The sequence below is a fragment of the Limisphaera ngatamarikiensis genome (assembly GCF_011044775.1).
Lineage (GTDB): Bacteria > Verrucomicrobiota > Verrucomicrobiia > Limisphaerales > Limisphaeraceae > Limisphaera > Limisphaera ngatamarikiensis.
The window spans coordinates 10936-11651 of record NZ_JAAKYA010000053.1 but is presented as its reverse complement, the minus strand read 5'-3'; the positions used below and the strand labels follow the sequence as shown (position 1 = coordinate 11651).

Genomic DNA, 716 nt, shown 5'->3' with positions numbered 1-716 from the left:
GCCCGCACCAAACCCGGGGCCCCCAGCCCCCACCCCAGGCCCCGCCCCCAAACCCGTGGGGCCGAACCGTCCCCGCCCGCACCTCCGCACCCGTCCCGGGTACCGCCCACCTCCGCCGCCTCCTCCGCGCCGTCGCCGACACCCCCCTCATCCTCTGGCACTACGCAACCCATCCCCGCAGAATCGGAGCCGTCGCGCCCAGCTCGCGGTTCCTCGCCCAGGCCATGGCCCGGTGGGTCCCCATACCGCCGGGCGGATACGTGCTCGAACTGGGCGCCGGCACCGGCGCAGTCACCGAATGCCTCCTCCTCCGCAGCGTTCCCCCCGAACAGTTGGTCGCGGTCGAAACCATGCCCAGAATGGTCGAAGTCCTCCGCAAACGATTCCCCGGCATCCACATCCTGCAGGGCGACGCCCGCCAACTCACCGACCTCCTGCGCCAACACCTCGGACCCAACGTCCCGGTCAGCGCCGTCGTCTCCAGCCTGCCCCTGCGAGCCTTCTCACCAAAGGACCAACAACAGGTCGTGCGCCAAATCCAACAACTCCTGCACCCGGGCCGGCGCTGGATCCAGTTCCGCTACCGCCTCCGACACGAGCCCTCCCTCCACTGGCCCGGATTCCGCGTCCGCCAAACCATCGTCGTGTGGTGGAACATCCCGCCCGCCCGCGTCGTGCTGTACGAAAGAACCACGGAACCCAACCCAACGCCCGAT

1 protein-coding gene is annotated in these 716 nt (G+C 69.8%); it reads left to right on the top strand.

The window, feature by feature from the left end:
• Positions 1–224: 224 nt before the first annotated feature.
• The coding region (locus tag G4L39_RS08025; protein WP_205880872.1) for a class I SAM-dependent methyltransferase at positions 225–716 on the top strand (492 nt) is incomplete at its 3' end.